Annotated in this window: 16 protein-coding genes; 11 read left to right on the top strand and 5 right to left on the bottom strand. The window is 62.7% G+C overall.

The window, feature by feature from the left end; genetic code table 11:
* Window positions 1-114 precede the first annotated feature (114 nt).
* The 6 genes from D6Z24_RS21500 to D6Z24_RS08755 all read left to right on the top strand — a co-directional run bounded on the left by D6Z24_RS21500 (window position 115) and on the right by D6Z24_RS08755 (window position 4,782).
* Window positions 115-264 carry a hypothetical protein gene (locus D6Z24_RS21500; protein ID WP_162605099.1) on the top strand — a complete coding sequence of 50 codons (150 nt, stop codon included), beginning with the start codon at window positions 115-117 and terminating at the stop codon, window positions 262-264.
* 94 nt (window positions 265-358) lie between these two features.
* On the top strand, window positions 359-1,345 hold the full coding sequence (locus D6Z24_RS08775; protein ID WP_129126213.1) for an alpha-ketoacid dehydrogenase subunit beta: 987 nt from the start codon (window positions 359-361) through the stop codon (window positions 1,343-1,345).
* Window positions 1,346-1,354: 9 nt separating this feature from the next.
* Window positions 1,355-2,791, top strand: a complete 1,437-nt coding sequence (locus D6Z24_RS08770) for a dihydrolipoamide acetyltransferase family protein (RefSeq protein ID WP_129126212.1) — start codon at window positions 1,355-1,357, stop codon at window positions 2,789-2,791.
* Window positions 2,792-3,027: 236 nt separating this feature from the next.
* A complete protein-coding gene (locus D6Z24_RS08765) occupies window positions 3,028-3,423 on the top strand; it encodes a response regulator (RefSeq protein ID WP_129126211.1) in 396 nt (131 codons plus the stop codon).
* A 263-nt stretch (window positions 3,424-3,686) separates the two neighbouring features.
* On the top strand, window positions 3,687-4,106 hold the full coding sequence (locus D6Z24_RS08760; RefSeq protein ID WP_129126210.1) for a PaaI family thioesterase: 420 nt from the start codon (window positions 3,687-3,689) through the stop codon (window positions 4,104-4,106).
* A gap of 235 nt (window positions 4,107-4,341) precedes the next feature.
* Window positions 4,342-4,782, top strand: coding sequence for a hypothetical protein (locus tag D6Z24_RS08755; RefSeq protein ID WP_129126209.1), 441 nt, complete (start codon window positions 4,342-4,344; stop codon window positions 4,780-4,782).
* A gap of 4 nt (window positions 4,783-4,786) precedes the next feature.
* Here the strand turns inward: D6Z24_RS08755 and D6Z24_RS08750 are convergent, their stop codons facing one another.
* Window positions 4,787-5,827, bottom strand: coding sequence for a rhomboid family intramembrane serine protease (locus tag D6Z24_RS08750; RefSeq protein ID WP_246014617.1), 1,041 nt, complete (start codon window positions 5,825-5,827; stop codon window positions 4,787-4,789).
* A gap of 124 nt (window positions 5,828-5,951) precedes the next feature.
* On the opposite strand from D6Z24_RS08750, the gene D6Z24_RS08745 reads away from it, so the two are divergent.
* Window positions 5,952-6,485 (top strand): pyridoxamine 5'-phosphate oxidase family protein, encoded by a 534-nt coding sequence (locus tag D6Z24_RS08745; RefSeq protein ID WP_246014616.1) that lies wholly within the window; start codon window positions 5,952-5,954, stop codon window positions 6,483-6,485.
* A gap of 15 nt (window positions 6,486-6,500) precedes the next feature.
* Here D6Z24_RS08745 and D6Z24_RS08740 read toward each other — a convergent pair whose 3' ends face one another.
* Window positions 6,501-6,680 (bottom strand): putative signal transducing protein, encoded by a 180-nt coding sequence (locus tag D6Z24_RS08740; protein WP_129126208.1) that lies wholly within the window; start codon window positions 6,678-6,680, stop codon window positions 6,501-6,503.
* 460 nt (window positions 6,681-7,140) lie between these two features.
* On the opposite strand from D6Z24_RS08740, the gene D6Z24_RS08735 reads away from it, so the two are divergent.
* Both D6Z24_RS08735 and D6Z24_RS08730 read left to right on the top strand, forming a co-directional pair.
* The gene (locus D6Z24_RS08735) at window positions 7,141-7,497 is read left to right on the top strand and encodes a response regulator (RefSeq protein ID WP_129126207.1); all 357 of its coding nucleotides are present in this window, start codon (window positions 7,141-7,143) and stop codon (window positions 7,495-7,497) included.
* 429 nt (window positions 7,498-7,926) lie between these two features.
* Window positions 7,927-8,802, top strand: coding sequence for a hypothetical protein (locus tag D6Z24_RS08730; RefSeq protein ID WP_129126206.1), 876 nt, complete (start codon window positions 7,927-7,929; stop codon window positions 8,800-8,802).
* A 121-nt stretch (window positions 8,803-8,923) separates the two neighbouring features.
* Here the strand turns inward: D6Z24_RS08730 and D6Z24_RS08725 are convergent, their stop codons facing one another.
* From D6Z24_RS08725 to D6Z24_RS08715, 3 genes are read right to left on the bottom strand one after another with little or no spacing between them, the layout of a single operon-like run.
* Entirely contained in the window at window positions 8,924-9,334 is a 411-nt protein-coding gene (locus tag D6Z24_RS08725) for a bacteriohemerythrin (RefSeq protein ID WP_129126205.1), read from the bottom strand.
* Window positions 9,335-9,394: 60 nt separating this feature from the next.
* A complete protein-coding gene (locus D6Z24_RS08720; protein ID WP_129126576.1) occupies window positions 9,395-11,395 on the bottom strand; it encodes a cache domain-containing protein in 2,001 nt (666 codons plus the stop codon).
* Window positions 11,395-12,771, bottom strand: a complete 1,377-nt coding sequence (locus tag D6Z24_RS08715) for a sigma-54-dependent transcriptional regulator (protein ID WP_129126204.1) — start codon at window positions 12,769-12,771, stop codon at window positions 11,395-11,397. The genes D6Z24_RS08720 and D6Z24_RS08715 overlap by 1 nt, the downstream gene beginning before the upstream one ends.
* A gap of 485 nt (window positions 12,772-13,256) precedes the next feature.
* Between D6Z24_RS08715 and D6Z24_RS08710 the strand changes: the two genes are divergently transcribed.
* Window positions 13,257-13,736, top strand: coding sequence for a DUF3124 domain-containing protein (locus D6Z24_RS08710; protein WP_129126203.1), 480 nt, complete (start codon window positions 13,257-13,259; stop codon window positions 13,734-13,736).
* Between the two features lie 54 nt (window positions 13,737-13,790).
* On the top strand, window positions 13,791-16,532 hold the full coding sequence (locus tag D6Z24_RS08705; protein WP_246014615.1) for a cation-translocating P-type ATPase: 2,742 nt from the start codon (window positions 13,791-13,793) through the stop codon (window positions 16,530-16,532).
* The last annotated feature ends 112 nt before the right edge of the window (window positions 16,533-16,644 follow it).

Raw genomic sequence — 16,644 nt, 5'->3', positions numbered from 1 at the left:
GCGTTTTTAAGGAAGGCGTCCTGGGTGTTGCCGGTTACGTGCTTTGCACTGATAAGCGGAGTGTGGAGGCGGCAGGGATCAGGTACCGCCGCCCCCTGGGTGAGGAAGACGACGGTGAAGACAGCGACCAATGTCAGCAGTGCTGTTCTGGATATCGATGACAGTGTCGCGGCAGGCTTCATGGCCTGTGACCGTACCGTAAATGGCGGACCGTTGCAAGGTATTTGCTCAGTGCCCTGCATGACGGCGGCATTATTTCTTTAATGTCGCTGTCACGTTGTTTTCCAAGTCTCCTTTGCTAAGCTTGGAACCTTGTGTGCACTCGAAAGACCAACAACTGCATCAATGGAGAGGGTGTATGGCTGAGATGACCTACCGTGACGCCATCAACCTGGCGCTTAAAGAGGAGATGCGTCGCGACAATAACGTCGTGGTCTACGGTGAGGACGTGGCACAGTACGAGGGGGCCTTCAAGGTGACCCGCGGACTGTTGGCGGAATTCGGCGAACTGCGCGTGCGCGACTGCCCGATCTCCGAGAATACCATCGTCGGCGTCGCCGTCGGGGCGGCCATGGGGGGGATTCGCCCGGTGGCGGAGCTGATGACGGTCAACTTCGCCCTGCTTGCCATGGATCAGATCGTGAACCACATGGCGAAGGTGCGCTACATGTTCGGCGGACAGACGAGGGTCCCGATGGTGGTACGCATGCCGGGTGGGGGCGGGAGCCAGCTCGGCGCACAGCACTCGCAGAGTCTCGAGAGCTACTTCATGCACTGCCCCGGCATGCTGGTCGCCTACCCGGCGACGCCCGCCGACGCGAAGGGGCTCTTGAAGAGCTCGATCAGGGACGACAACCCGGTCATCTTCCTCGAGCATGAGCTCCTCTACAACAGCAAGGGCGAGGTCCCGGAGGACCCAGAGTTCCTGGTCCCCTTCGGCAAGGCGAACCTCCTCAAAAGCGGCGAGCAGGTGACCCTCGTAGGCTACGGCCGCATGGCGATCCTTGCGCTGCAGGCATCGCTTGAGCTTGAAAAGGACGGGGTGTCCTGCGAGGTGATCGACCTGCGAACCCTGGTGCCGCTCGACATGGATACCGTCATCGCGTCGGTTATGAAGACCGGCCGCGCCGTGGTGATCGAGGAATGCTGGAAAAGCGCGGGGCTTGGGGGGGATATCGCTTCGCGCATCTACGAGGGGTGCTTCGATTCGCTGCTCGCCCCGGTGCGCCGCATCTCCGGGCTCGACGTCCCCATGCCGTACTCACGCAAGATCGAGAAGCTGTGCATCCCGCAGCTCGATGGGATCGTGCAGGGCGTACGTGATCTTCTGAACGAACCGTACTGAGGTGCCGCCATGAACGATATCGTGATGCCGAAGCTCTCCGATACCATGACCGAAGGGAGGCTCGTCTCCTGGAAGAAGCGGGTAGGGGATGAGGTGCGCCGCGGCGAGGTGATCGCGGAGGTTGAGACCGACAAGGCGAACATGGAACTCGAGGCGTACGCCCCGGGAGTGATCCTGGAGCTCAAGGCGCAACCGGGGGACCTGGTCCAGGTGGGGACGGTGATCGCCGTCGTAGGCAAGCCCGAGGAGAAGGGGGCCCCCGCAGCGCAGGGCCAGGCCCCTGTAAAAGAGACGCAGTCTGCCGGGCAGGCGCCCGAACCGGAGCCGGTGACCGAGCCGGAAAAAACAGCTGAGCCGGAACCTGAGAAGGAAAGGGTGACGCAGGAGACAGGGACGAAGGAAGCAAAAGAGGCCGACCTTTTCCCCATGGAAGGGGAGAAGCAGGCTCCGGCCGCGCCTCCCGTCCCGGGTACCGATCAGGAGCAGCCGGAAAAAGCGGCCGCGGGGCCTACGGAATACATCCACACGAGGGCTCCGGCCCCCGGCAAAGAGGCCCCGGAGTTCATCCCCTCTGCGGCAGGTCGCGAACGCGCGGCTCCCGTGGTGCGCAGGCGTGCCCGCGAGCTGGGGATGGATCTCGCTCAGGTGCACGGCAGCGGACCCGACGGTCGCATCCTGTTGCAGGACCTCGAGGGTGCCGCCGGGGCGCAAGGGGGTGCTGCTCCAGCGCAGCCGAGCAAAGAACCGGCGCCCCCCGCCGGGCCGCGTCTCGTCGAGGAGGTGCGGACCATGTCCCGGCTGCGTGCCGCCGTGGCCAAGACGGTCGCCGACTCGTGGGAGCACATCCCGCACTTCAGCGTCACCATGGACATCCTCATGGACGAGGCGGAGGCGGTTCGGCGCCAGTTGAAACAGGGAGGGATGCGTGTCACGGTGAACGACGTCATCGTAAAGGGGGTGGCCCTGGCCCTCGTGCAATACCCGCAGTTGAACGCGCGTTACACGCCGGAGGGGGTCTCGTACCACGGCGACGTCAACGTGAGCGTCGCGGTGGGCGTGCCCGAGGGGGTCCTCATGCCCGTGGTCCACAGGTGCCATGAATTGACCCTGCTGGAAATCGCCCAGGAGTCGGAGCGGCTCGTGAAGCGTGCCCGGTCCGGCGCCCTGACCGAACAGGAGATGAACGGCGGCACCTTCTCCGTTTCCAACCTCGGCATGTTCGGTGTGGACTGTTTCAGCGCCATCATCCATCCCGCCCAGGCGGGCGTCCTTGCCGTCGGCGCGGTGCTCGACGCCCCCGTGGTGCGCTCCGGGGTGCTTACCAGCGCCAAGGTCATGAAGGTGACCCTCTCGGCCGACCATCGCGTGGCGGACGGCGCCTATGCCGCCGAGTTCCTGAAGGCCCTGAAGGAGGTGCTGGAGAACCCGGTGCGTCTCCTGATCTGAAACCGCTGCGGGGGCGGGCGTTACGCCTGCCCCCGCCTCATACGTCGCGATGGTGCCCCGGCGGCACTCCCCTCCCGCAGCACTTCCCTACCCGCGTTCCTATCGCCCCACCGTTTCATAAAGCCGCTAAAGTCTCGTTCCAATGAACCGATACGGTTAAAAGCGCAGGGGCGCGGCTATCGGCTGCGGGCTCCCCCGGCGTCATCGCATATCACAACAGACACCTGGGGGAAGCTATGAAGTGCTTGATCGTAGATGACGAGTCTTTTTGCCGTGACTTTGTCGCCACCTTACTCAGTGCGACCGCGGATTGCCACCAGGCGAGCAGCGGCATGGAGGCGCTCGAGAAATACAAGGCCGCCCTTGCCGCCGGCGAACCTTTCGACCTGGTGATCATGGACATCATGATGCCCGGCATGAGCGGCCATGACGCCGCAAAGGCCATCAGGCACATCGAGAAGGAGCAAAAACCGGCCAAGAGGGTGAACATCGTCATGCTCACCGCGCTCAACTCCTCCAACGACGCCATGGAGTCCTTCTGCAACGCGCAATCGGCCGCCTACCTGGTGAAACCGGTCTCCAAGGAAGGGCTCTTCAACGTCCTCTCCAAGCTCGGATTGATGAAGCGTTAGATCTCGAACCCTGCGGAGCGGCGGTGCCGGTGCATCCGGTGCTGTCGCTCCCGGTCTCGGGCTCTTCTCCCCGGGCGCGCTTCGTGCCTCTTCTGCCGCTGCCGCACCACCCGTTCTCGAACCCTCGCCCGCCTCATCACGAATGTGCGTGCGCCCCAGCACTCATCCCCCCCTCCCTGATTCAAGTATTTATCTTTGCAGCGTGACCCGCGGACATGCTAGGCTCTTGCCGTTTTCGACTTCTGCCGAGCGGGGGGACGACCGTGGATACGCAATTAAAAGAAGCGATCTTCAGCCAGGTGAAAATAGAGCCGTATGCACAGGCGCTGAAGATGGAACTGGTGGCGCTGGAGGAAGGGTTCTCCGCCGTGGAGATGGACTACCGCTCCGAGATGGACAACATGTTCGGCCGTGCGCATGGGGGCGCGATCTTTTCGCTCATCGACGAGGCCTTCGAGACCGTCTGCCAGACGGCGGGGAGCGTCACCGTAGCCCTCAACGTGGCGGTGAACTACGTCGCCAGTCCGGAAGCGGGCGCGAGACTTCGGGCGGAGGCCCGCGAAGTGAGTGCAACGAAGCGAACCGCCACCTATGACATAAAGGTGCACGACGGGAAAGGGACGCTGATCGCCGTATGTCAGGCGGTTGCCTACCGGACCGGCAAGCCGCTCCCCTTTATGTGAGTTATGTCGTAACTGCTGACAGTAATACGCCGCGGATATATAATGGGTGCAGTCTCGGCATCCAGACCAGGCGCCTTTTATGACTGTGCTCCGCGGTCCGCATTCGGCGCGACTCTGGTTTCTCTTGCGGTGAGGGGGCGGGATGTCGCCCTGTCGTGTGGGGAAGGTGAGGTCCGGTTGTCCTTTCCCGGTAGCGCGAGAAAACGGAAAAAGCCGAGCCTGTTGAGGAGGAGTTATGAAGAGAACCTTTGTATATCGTCTTTTCTCTGCCGCGCTGCTTTTCGGGATGATGGCCGGTAACGCGGCGGCCGAGGTCAGCCTGAGCATCAACATAGGTCCGCCGGTTGTCGTGGGGCCTCCCTCCGCGATGGTGATGGTCCCGGGCAGCAGCGTCTACTTCGCCCCCGGCTTCGACGTCGACATCTTCTTCTACGGCGGTTACTGGTGGTCGCCGCGTGGCGAAAGGTGGTATCGCGCGAGCGATTACGGCGGACCGTGGCACGTGGTGCGTCGCGCTGCCGTACCGCGCGCCGTGTACCGCGTCCCCGGCGATTACCGGCAGGTTTATGCCAGAGAGCACCACATCCCCTACGGGCAGTGGAAGAAGGAGCACGGGCGCGGCATGGGGCATGGGCCGGGTAAGGGACACGGGCGAGGGCACGGCCGGGGTGACTGAGGCATCATTGCCCTGAGTGCATGATGGCGAGCCACCAGGCCCAGACGACGACCGAGGCACTTGAGAGCGCAAGGAGCGCGTTGGAGAGCCGTTTCGGCCTGCCGAGCCAACCCACGAGCATCTCCCCAACGAGCCCGGCAAGCGTCCCGAACGCGAAACCGAAGAGGTGCGCCCCGAGGTCGGTCCGCTCCCCCTCCGTGCCCAGAAGCACCAGGAGCGAAAGCGCGGCGGCGATGGGAAGCGGCCAGCGCCTGCGCAGGTGGTGCCGGTAACGCACCATGCTGATGGCGCCGAGGATCCCGACGGCCCCGAAGACCGCCGTCGAGGCGCCGACCGAGGTGTGGCTTGGCAGCTGGAACCAGGCGTTGGCGAGGTTGCCGCAGATACCAGAGGCGAGGATGAGGGTCCAGGCAAGGCCCGAGCCCAAGTCGCGGCAGAGGTAGAGGATGAAAACGCCGCCGATGGCGAGGTTGCTGATGAGATGCAGCGCATCGGCGTGCAGGGTGAGGGCCGTGACGAGGCGCCACCACTCACCATGCAGGATGAGTCCGGCGTGGGCGTTGCCGATCTCGAGCCAGTCGACCGGGTAGTGCCCCATGACCTTCAGGTCCAGGTTGGTCAGGTTGTGGAAGGTGGCCAGGAGGATCAGCACAGACAGGGTGGGGAGGGTGTTCTCCTTCATCGGGTGGACCGGCGGCATGAACGGGGGCCAGTTGCGGTTCTCCTGCGCGTAGAGGTTCAGTTCGCGGCACGCCGTGTCGTAGCTCTCGGGCGGCACCCAGACCTGCCATCCCTTCTGGCCGTGCTCCAAGCGGCACTCGATGAAGCGAGACTCCAAAACGAGCGCCCACAGCCGCGCCTGGCGCAGGGAAAGCCTCCTTCCCCTTTCCTCCACCCGCCACACCGGCACGATGCGCCAGCCGTCGTCGAGCTCCTTGTCCTGATCCCCGTCCCCAATCATGCCGGACAGTATGGCAGATCCTTCTTGCTCCGTCACCTCCAAAGGGGAGGGCGCGCCGCCCCCCGTCTCATGATCCCGCTGCATCCCGTCATCCACTAAGGCGCCCCCAAACTTGACTATTCATCCCCCGGTGCTACAAGAACGTAATGCTGACGCGCGGTTAAATCAAGGGGGCGGCAAAGGATTGTTCCGGAAGGGGGCGTCCACGATGCGATCGAAACCCGTGATGATGCACGCGGAGACGGAAAACCAGGGGGGACGGCACCGCCACCCCTCGCGCAGGTGGCCGATACGCCTGCGCTGGCATAGGCGGCTGATCCGCATCGGCAAGAGGAGGTACGTCAACATGATCACTCAGACGATCAAGGACTTAGCCGAGAGGGTAGGGCATGCTTTCGTGGCGACGTCCGATGCGGGAGGAAACCCGCACCTTGCCGCGGGGAAGGGAGTGGCGCTTTTCGAGCCGAACCGGCTGGTTTTCGAAGCCTGGTTTTGCCCCACCACGATGCGCAACCTGCAGGACAACCCGCACGTCGCGGTGGTGGTTGCTGATCCCGAAACGGGGAACGGCTTCCAGTTTGTTGGGGTGGTGGAGAGGAGCGCGGATACCGCGGTTTTGGACGGCTACATCCCCGATCTCGAGCCTCCCGGGTTGCCGCAGGTGCAATGGAGGCTTGAGATCAGGGTGGAGAAGGTCATGGCATTCAGCGCCGATGCCCACTCCGATCGGCCGCTTGGGTGATGCTTCCGTTTCTATTTACCTGTTCTTGAGTAGGAGTTCTTCCGCCTTGGGAAGGTCCTCCTCCGCAACCTCGATCTCTCCGGATACGACACGCCCGGACAGGCTGCTCACGCTATACTCGATCCCCGCCTGTTTCAGTACCGCCTCGACCCGCGAAAGATCCGCTTCAGTTCTCGCATCGTAGAATTTCACCATCGCTTTTTCCTCCTTCTTCTGTGGTGCGATACCTCAAAGACCATCGTAGCAGATTTACGCCGCGTAGAAAAACGGCTTGCCTGCGGTCCTCTCTTCCGTCACCTCCCCACCCGTCATTTGTCGCGCGCCATTTGCCACTGCTATACGCCATTTCACACAGCCTTGGTTTTTTCACCGTGAAAAGACGCAGTGCGCTCCAGGTGACGACACGTCCTTAAACGGTATTTTTAACGCGCCATCATGTGTGAAGGGAATGATGCCCCGGCCGCCATATCGCGAATCTCTCAAGGATTCCCGATATTTGGTATACGCGGTTTCGCGCCGGCCGACTCTAACATGACGTAACAGTCGCAGAATGTTCGAATGTTGCACAATTTGGGCACGTTTTCGGCAAATAACTTTGTCAAATGCCGTGCAACGGTCAGGGTTTTCGTTTTATGCAGTTGTTATGAGGGGTGAAATGAAAAGAAGGGTCCTGATAGTTGATGATGTCGAAGACATCAGGCTTATGCTGCGTTTCATGATGGAGCGAGAGGGGTATGACGTGGTGGCTGAGGCCGCCAACGGCGCGGAGGCGGTGGAACAGTACCGCCGGCACAGCCCCGACATCACCATCATGGACATCGATATGCCGGTGATGACCGGCGTCGAAGCGGCCCGAGTCATTCGCGCGATGGGGGGGAGCTCCAGGATCGTATTCTGCACCGGCGGTTACTCGAAGTTCGAGACGCCGCCGCAGGAGCTTCACACCGAAGGGAACATGCTGCTGCGCAAGCCCTTCCTCCCCGCGCAACTGTTCCAGGCTCTGGCCGCCTAATGTACTGATGTAATGCTTTTAGTGTTCTGCTATGAATGATTTTGTTCTGTTATGCCTGCAGATGCGATTTGATGTTATGCCTTGTGATTTGATAACCTGTAATGCAATGCTTTGTATCATGTGCTGATGATTGTTGTGTTATGTGTTGCGATGTTATGATGTGATTTGTTGTATGTAATGTTCTTTTAAATGCAATGTCTTTTGATGCTATGTTTTGAATGGAGATCGCAGGAGTTTCAATGTAGCGGCAGCTCGTGCCGCGTGTGCTGACTGATTAGTTTTGTTTTATTCACCGTGTATGGGAGCCTCCGGCTCCCATTTTTTTTGCGAGATGCGCCGGCTTATGTTAGGGTAGAGACGCTGTACGCGGCAGGGCGCCTCGAGCCCGGGCCGATACGAAATACAAGGACGGCGGGACGGAATTTCACCATGACATCACAGTATCTGCAAAGCGTAACGAACCAGCTCAACAACCTGCACGGCCATGCCTATTTCCGGGTCACCGACGGTCCTCTCAAGGAGTGCCTGACCGGCATCATCCTCGATGCCGCAGAGGGGGATCTTGCCGAACAGCTTTCCGACGGCAGGTTCGATCTCGAAGTGAGCGTAGGGGTGCAGGAGGGGGATAGCGAGGCGACCGTGGATTTCAGGGTTGACCGTCCCGGCGTCATTTACCGCGCCGACACCCGGGTCTCCGCTCTTTCCGAAGCCGCGCTGGAGGACCTCACCCGTTACCTTGCGCATCTGGCCCAGGAAACGCCCGTGGTCGAGGAGAAGGCGGAAGGGGGCGTCATCGTCCGGAAGAAGGTCGATCACGACCACCACGAGAAGGAGGCTGCCGCGGCCCGTCTCAAGGTTACCCCGCAGTGGCTGAAGAGCGTCATTCCCTGCACCGAATACAGCTACGACGAAATCGACGGCAAGAAATACATCAGGGAGTACTACTGGTCGCGCGACCTGATCGAACGGCTCTTCAAAATAAAGACGATGAAGGCGACACCCGATGACGTGCAGTATGTCGCCAAGGAATGCTGCGACGGCGACGTAGACTGGGCCCGCGACCTGATCGCGCGGCTTAAGTCACCCAACCGCCCCGAACAGCAGAAGGACCAGCAGCAAAAAGGGCAGCCCCAGAAGGAGAAGGAACGGGACAAGGAGAAGGGTGGTGCGCAGCAGCCCCAGCAGGCGAAGCCTGCCGGAGAGCGGAGCCGCCGCTCACGGCACCGGAAGTCCTTCCGCCAGGGTAAGGACGGCGCGCGCAAGGAAGGGCAGTCCCCCGAGGCGAGGAAACCTCAGGCGCCTTAGCTTTGACCGCCTGCTTCTTTCCAACCCGGCCAATGACGAAAAAAGGTCCCCCCTTGATAAAGGGAGGACCTTTTTGTTTCTCGACGAGGCTCGACGCGGCGAGCTTCTCGGCTGTCTGCGGCTATATCTTTTTCTGCTCGCGCAGGTACCCGGCGAAGGCGGTGTCGACCCTCTTGATGTGCTGGATGAGCCAGGAGGATAGGGTCTTGTTCGTCTGGATCACGAGCGGCAGCGTCGCCCCCTCGTCGCGGAACTCCCTGGTCAGCTTCTCCACGTCAGCCACGAACTGCTGGTGTGCCGCCTTGTGCGCGGGGTAATCCGGGTAGCCGCTGCGCATCTGCAGGCGCTCCTCTGCGGAGAAATGCTCCTTCACGTAATCGTCGAGAAAAAGCAGCAGTTTGAGCACTTCCTCCTTGCCCCTTCCCTCGCCGCAGGCTTCGAAAAGGCTGTCGAACCTCCTGAAGATCTCCTTGTGCTGATTGTCGATTTCGTCCACGCCGATGGCGAGGTCGCTGGTCCATTCGATGTGCATCTGATGGCTCCTTTTCGTAGTAGTTGGCAGCTTGCCCTCATGCCGCCCGGGCGGTCGTCGCTATCCTTCGTGCTGCTCCATCGGGTCCACCCCGGGGAGCTCGATCTCGAAGCAGGTCCCCATGCCGGGGGTGCTCGAGACCCTGATGTCGCCTCCGTGGTCCTTGACGATGCCGTAGGAGACCGAGAGCCCCAGCCCGGTACCGCTGTCCTTGGTGGTGAAGAAGGGGGTGAAGATCTTTTCCAGGTGCTCTGCGTCGATCCCCTTGCCGGTGTCGCTTATCTGGATGATGCAGCCGTTGCCGGGGCCGTGGGGGCGGGTGGTGAGCCTCAAAGTGCCGCCGTCCGGGAGCATCGCCTGCACGGCGTTCAGTATGATGTTGCTGAACACCTGGCGCAACTGGTCCGTGTCTCCGGTGACCGGACCCAGGTTCAGATCGTACTCCCACTTGACGGAAATGGCGTCCATCGGGACCTGGTGCCTGATCTGGGAGACGATGTCGTCCAGCACCTCGTGCACCATGAACTGGCGCTGGTTGAGAGACTTCTGGCGCGCAAAGGTGAGCAGGTTCCCGACGATCTTCGCCATCCGCTCGGTCTGCTGGCTGATGATCTCGACCTCCTCGCGGTTCGGGTGCTCCGTTGGAAGGCACATCTCGAGGACCTCGGTGTTCCCCCGGATGATGGCGAGCGGCGTGTTGATTTCGTGGGCGACGCCGGCGGCGACGATCCCCAGGTCGGCGAGTTTCTCGGCGCGGGCGAGGTCGGCCTGCGTCTGGGCGAGAAGCCGCGTCTTGTCCGACAGCTGCGCGGTGCGCTCCTCTATCTTGAGCTCGAGGGCGCGGTGCAAGAGCCCGATCTCCGCCTCCTGGCGCCCCAGGGCGCGGGTCATCAGGTTGAAGGCCTCGGCGAGATCGCCCACCTCGTCGGTTGAGTGCACCTCGATCTGCAGGTTGCGCTCCCCCCGGGCCACACGGTGCGCGAGTTTTTCCAGTTCCTTGATGGGGCGGGCGAGCAGGGTGCCGATGAAGCCGGAGACCGCGATGCCGATCAGCGAGGTGAGGAAGAGCACCAGGTAGAGGATCGAGTTCACGCTCTTTTGCATGTGGGTGTACGGCTTTTCCAGCATACCCACGTAGAGCGAACCTACCGCCTTCCCCTGCAGGTCGAGGATCGGCTCGTAGGCGGTGAAGTACCAGTCGTTAACGACGAAGGCGCGCCGGATCCACTTCTTCTTCTCGACGATGACGCGCTGGTACACCTCCTGCGACACCCGCGTGCCGATCGCCCGGGCTCCGTCGGTGGTGCGCACGTTGGTGGCGATGCGGGCGTCCCCAAGAAAGATGGTGGCGCTCCCGACGTCGGTCCCGCGGAACTTGACCCCCTCGTAGACGATGTCCTTGATCTTGTCGACGAGGGCGTTGTTGTTGTTCAAAAGGATGCCGCCGTAAAGCGCGCCGATCACCTTACCGTCACGGTTCTTCAGGGGAAAGGCGGAGACCATGACCATACCGGAGCGCTCGCTCTTGTCGGCGCGCGGGCGTGCGTGCGGCGTACTGATGAGCGGGATGGTGGCGCGGTTGACGAGGGTGATCCCCTCCTGGGAGAGCTGTTCCGGGGTGAGCACCGAGGTCCCCGTGACGGCGACCCCCTTGAGCGCCTGTTCGACGAAGTAGGTGGACTGCCGGTCGCCGCGCAGTTGCGGCGAATGGGCGCGGTAGAGCACCTTGCCGGTTGCGTCCACCGCGGTCAGGATGTCCAGGTGCTTGTTCTGCAGACGGGTGCGCAGCAGCTGCCGGATGCTTTCCTCGCCGGCGACGATGGAGGAGGAGTTGTAGGGGTTGGTGGCGGTCAGATCCATGAGCTCGCGGATCCGCTCCAGTTCGTTGCGGTAGATCTCGCGGGCGGAGTTAAGGTCGGTCCTGACCTTCTCCTGGGCCTGGCCGGCGATCTTGTCGTTGATGATGTAGAGTCCGGCCAGGGAGCAGATGAAAAAGGCGACGAAGAGGGGCGCGACGGAGCCTACCGTGAGCTTGGCCCGGATCGGGAAGCGTCGCAGCATCATCGGATCCCCTCGTCTTCAAGGCCGTACTCTTCGATCTTGCGGTCCAGGGTCCGCCTGGCGATCTCGAGGATCTTCGCGGCGCGGCTTTTGTTGTTGCCGGAGGCCTTGAGGACGTGCAGGATGTGCTCGCGCTCGATGGTTTCCAGTGAAACGAGCCTTTTGCCGCCGTTTTGTTTCGGTTCGGGCACCTGGGCCGTGCGCCAGACCGGCAGGGTCTCGGCGGTGATGGTGTTGCCGCGGGTGAGGATGGCGGCGCGCTCGATGGCGTTTTCCAGTTCGCGGATGTTGCCGGGCCAGTTGTACGATTTGAGCAGCTGCATCGCCTCGCGGGTGAAGTCGGTGATCTCGCGCTTCATGCGCGCCGCGTATTTGGCGAGGAAGTGGCGCGCGAGCAGTTCGATGTCCTCGCCGCGGTCGCGCAGCGGGGGGAGGTGGAGCGAGATGACGTTCAACCGGAAGAAGAGGTCCTCGCGGAAGCGTTTTTCGCGCACCTCCTCCTCGAGGTCCTTGTTCGTCGCGGCTACGAACCTTATGTCCACGCTCTTGGCCTTAGTGTCCCCCACCGGGATGAAGTCCCCCTCCTGGAGCACGCGCAGAAGCTTCGCCTGGATGGCCGGGCTCATGTCACCCACCTCGTCGAGGAAGAGGGTGCCGTGGTTGGCGGCTTCGAGCAGCCCTTTTTGGGCGTTGATCGCGCCGGTGAAGGCCCCCTTCACGTGCCCGAAGAGCTGGCTCTCGAGCAGGGTGTCGGAAAGGGCCGCGCAGTTTATGGTGAGGAAGCGCTCCTTCGCGCGGGGGCTGTTGTTGTGGATGAGGCTCGCGATGAGTTCCTTGCCGGTGCCGGATTCCCCGAGGATCACCACGTTCGACTCGCTCTGCGCCACGAGCATCGCCATGTCGTGCACGCGGCGGAAGGTCTCCGAGGCGAAGATGAGCGGGGTGGCGCCCGACGGTATGCCGAGTTCGTCCTTGAGCGCCGAGTTCTCCTTGAGAAGCTCCCTGCGCTCCAGCACCTTTTCCAGTATCCCGAAGATCTTCTCCTTGGGAAAGGGCTTGGTGACGTAGTCGTAGGCGCCCAGTTTCATCGCTTCGATGGCCGAGTTGATCGAGGCGTAGGCGGTCATCATCACCACCGGCACATCGAGCTTCATCCTCTTCACGCGCTGCAGGATCTCCAGGCCGTCAACGTCCGGCATCTTCACGTCGAGCAGCATCAGGTCGGCGTCGTCCATGCCGCGGTTTTCCATGACGCTCATCAGGGAAGTGCCGGAACTGAAGACCTCGAGCTCTAGTCCCTTGGCCGAAAGTATCTTGCTGAGATACCTGAGGATCTCGACCTCGTCGTCGCAAATGATCACCTTGCCGTTATACATGTTCTTTCACCTGTTGCCGCTGCCTTTCCGCCCGATTCCTTCCCGTCGCGCTCTCGTGTAAGAGCCGGGAGCAGGGTCCTGTAAACATCTGACCACTATCTTTCGCCGAAGGCGGCTTTGTCAAGGGAAAATCCCTATTTGCCTTCACGCGACGCCCCTGTGAAGGGAGCGGCGGCTCACGATGAAAACCGGGGCGGTCCGCTATTTTATCCCGGTTGCCGCTTCGCAGGATGGCATTCGCCTGATGCGGTTTGGTACCTACTGTTCGAGCGCGTGATCATACCACGTATTGGCCCATATAACTAGATCACGCAGCAGCTGACATATCCTGTGCGTAGTGATGTTTTTAGTATCTGCTGCAGCAAAATATCCTGTCGCGGCAGCGGCTGTGCTATTTTTTTGCTATCCTATGATGCAGCGCTGTCGCAGCGCAGCTTATAAAACCTGTCGTGGCCATGCCACATGCTATTAAACGGAGGGTCCCCATGCGTCTTATCGCCACCGCACTGCTGTTTGCACTTCTCGCACTACCAATGCGCGGTTACTCCGCCACCCAGGAGATTCGCCTCTCAAAGGGGCAGACGGTGTACGTCCCGGTTTACTCCAACGTCTTCACCGGCCCGCGCAGCCTGCCGTTTCAATTGGCGGCAACCCTTGGCGTCAGGAACACCGATCCCAACTCCTGGATACGCATCACCTCTATCGAATACTACGACACGAGCGGAAAGCTGATCCGGCGCTACCAGGAAAAGGACAAACCGCTCTCGCTCGCTCCGCTTGCCACCACCTACGTCCATATCGAGGAGAAGGACACCGCGGGCGGCTTCGGGGCCAACTTCATCGTCAGGTGGCAGGCCGACCGCGCCGTCAACGCCCCCATCGTGGAATGCGTCATGATCGGCGCCACTTCCGGGCAGGGGATCTCCTTTGTGAGCCCCGGGCAGGCGATACGCGAGGTGAGATGATCCGGCGCTGCCGGGACGACTAAGCGCCGTATGACGGCGTACCTAGGAGTTGCCGTGGGCGAAACCGCAAGGGACACGCAACATCCCTCCTGGCATACCCTTGCGTCGGGAGAGGTGTTATCTCTGCTCGAGAGCTCTCCAGACGGGCTCGCGGCCGCCGAGGCCGCGCGTCGCCTGGTCCGCTACGGCCCCAACGAGTTGGAGCCGCCCCGTTCGGTCTCGCCCTGGTCCGTCCTCATCCGGCAGTTCAAGAACGTTCTCATCTTGATTCTGCTGGTTTCCACCCTGTTGTCCGCTTTCCTTGGCCACGCCATGGAGGCCGCGGCGATCGCCGTGATCGTGCTTTTCGCCGTCCTCCTCGGTTTCATCCAGGAATACCGTGCCGAGCGCGCCCTGGAGGCGCTGCGCCTGATGGCGGCCCCCGAGGCCTTGCTCATCAGGGAAGGGAAGCTGACGACCGTCCCCGCCCGCGAGCTGGTGCCGGGCGACCTGCTCATGCTCCGCCCCGGCGACCGGGTCGCCGCCGACGTGCGCCTTGTCGAGGCGGTGAACCTCCAGCTCGACGAGGCTGCGCTCACCGGTGAATCGGTGCCGGTCGAGAAAGATGCCGCGCCCCTTGCCGGCCCGGACGTTCCGCTGGCCGAAAGAAAATGCATGGCCTACGCAGGGACCGTGGTGAGCAGCGGGCGCGGACGCGGCGTCGTCGTCGCCACCGCCATGGGGACCGAGTTCGGCTCCATCGCCCGGATGCTCACCCACATCGAGACCGGCAGGACGCCGCTGCAGGAGAACCTCGACCGGGTCGGGAACCTCCTTGCGCGCGCAGCTCTTGCCGTGGTGGCGGCCATCGTCGTACTCGGGTTGTGGCGCGGCGAGCCGCTCGTTGCGATGCTTCTCTTCGGCGTGGCGCTGGGCGTCGCCGCCGTTCCAGAGGCGCTTCCAGCCGTGGTCACCATCTCGCTTGCCCTGGGCGTGCAGCGCATGGTGCGGCGTCATGCGCTCATGCGCCGTCTTGCCGCGGTGGAAACGCTCGGAAGCACCACGGTGATCTGTTCCGACAAGACCGGCACGCTCACCCGCGACGAGATGACGGTGCGCAACTGCTACGCCGCCGGCACTTGGTACGAGCTCACCGGCTCCGGGTACGCCCCCGAGGGGGAATTCCTGCGCGAGGGGAGGGTGGTGCCCCCTTCGATAGAGCTCGCCGAGCTTTTGAGGATCGGGGTCCTTGCCTGCGACGCGCGCCTTGTCCTTGATGAGGAGACCGGTCGCTACCGCGTGCAGGGGGACCCGACCGAGGGGGCCCTGGTGGTGGCGGCCGAAAAGGCGGGCTTTAAGAGGGACGCGCTCCACGCGCGCTACCCGCGCGTCGACGAGATTCCCTTCACCTCCGAGCGAAAGTGCATGACCACCCTGAACCGGGACGGAGCCGCACTCATCGCCTGCATGAAAGGTGCACCGGAAGTGGTGCTCGCCGCCTGCGCCTCGGAGCTTGCCGAGGACGGTGAGCGAGCGCTCGATGACGCATCACGACGGCGGCACCTGGAAGCGGCGCGCGCCATGGCCGAAGGTGCGCTGCGCGTGCTGGCGGTCGCGCGCAAGGACGTGGCGGGGCGAAGCGACGCGGAAAGCGGCCTCACCTTTTTGGGGCTTGTCGGCATGATCGACCCGCCGCGCAGCGAGGCGCGTGCGGCGATCGCCACCTGCAGGGAGGCGGGGATCATCCCTGTCATGATCACCGGCGATCACCCGGTCACCGCGGCAGCGGTGGCGCGGGAACTGGGGCTCATCGAGGACGGCCGCGTGGTCACCGGCGCCGAACTGTCCGCCATGGACGACGACCACCTCGAGCGCGAGGCGCAGGTGATCCGGGTCTACGCGCGGGTCTCCCCTGAACACAAGCTTCGCGTGGTGAGCGCGCTGCAAAAGCGTGGGCACGTGGTCGCCATGACCGGCGACGGGGTGAACGATGCGCCCGCGCTCAAGAAGGCCGACATCGGCATCGCCATGGGGATCACCGGAACCGAGGTGAGTAAGGAGGCCGCGGCCATGACGCTCACCGACGACAACTTCGCCTCCATCGTGGCTGCCGTCGAGGAAGGGCGCGGCATCTTCGACAACATCAGGAAGTACCTTATGTACCTCCTCTCCTCGAACATCGGGGAGATCGGCCTCATGGCCGGTGCGATGCTCGTTGGCCTGCCCCTTCCCCTGAGCGCGGTGCAGATCCTCTACGTCAATCTCGCCACCGACGGCCTCCCCGCACTCGCGCTCGCCGTCGACCCGGCCGAGGCGGACATCATGCGCCGCCCCCCGCGCAACGCCTCCGGCGGCATCTTCACCAGGGGAGTGGTGGCGCTGATCCTCGTAGGCGGGATCTGGTCGACGCTGGTCAACCTGCTCCTTTTCGCCTGGGCGCGCAGCTCCGGGTGCTCCGACCGCGAGGCGATGACCATGACCTTCGTCTCACTGGTGCTCATCCAGTTTTTCAAGGCGTACAACTTCCGCTCGGACCGTCACTCGGTTTTCCGGCGTCCCTTCGCCAACCGATGGCTGAACGGGGCCATCCTCTGGGAGTTCGCGCTGCTTCTCGTGGTGGTGTACCTGCCGATTTTGCACCGTCCCTTCGGCACCTTCTCCTTGACCGGGAGCGACTGGGGCGTCATTATTCTCGCCTCGGGTTCGATCTTCCCGGTGCTGGAGCTGGCGAAGTGGTTCCTGCGGCACCGGGAGATCGGCCGCTCCGGGCTCACCGCCGGGCAAGCTCCACCGGTTGATGCGCCCCCCCTCCCTTGACGGGAGGGGGATGGGGGGGGAGCTGCCAAATGCTGGAATGATGGCATGTTCCCCCACCCCCGCCCCTCCCGCAAGGGGAGGGGGCAATCATGGCATCGGTAATAGTATTAAC

The sequence above is a fragment of the Geomonas oryzae genome, from assembly GCF_004117875.1.
Taxonomy (GTDB): Bacteria; Desulfobacterota; Desulfuromonadia; order Geobacterales; family Geobacteraceae; genus Geomonas; species Geomonas oryzae.
The sequence above is the reverse complement of the archived record's forward strand: the minus strand, read 5'-3'. Positions and strand labels throughout refer to the sequence as shown.